Below are 230 nucleotides of genomic sequence, written 5' to 3'. Positions count from 1 at the left end.
GACCAGGGCCGTGGATAACAGTGCCAGGGCGGGCTCAAAACCCAAAGCCGCTGCAACGACCAAAACTGCCAAGCCGTCTCCCAAGCGTGCCCAAGCGCCGAAAAAACACACCACGGCCAAAAAAGCGCCAACGGCCAAGAAAGCCTCAACGTCGGGGGCCGGTAAACCGTCACGCTGGCGTACTGCCTGGCGCATCAGCTGGCAGCTGGGGCTGGTTGGTATGCTGGTAC

Annotated in this window: 1 protein-coding gene; it reads right to left on the bottom strand. The window is 61.7% G+C overall.

All coding sequences use genetic code 11. The annotated features are described in order from the left end of the window. The coding region (locus Q4563_RS23170; RefSeq protein WP_303606224.1) for a hypothetical protein at nt 1–195 on the bottom strand (195 nt) is incomplete at its 3' end. Between the last annotated feature and the right edge of the window lie 35 nt (nt 196–230).

The sequence above is a fragment of the Gilvimarinus sp. 1_MG-2023 genome (assembly GCF_030548285.1).
The sequence above is the reverse complement of the archived record's forward strand: the minus strand, read 5'-3'. Positions and strand labels throughout refer to the sequence as shown.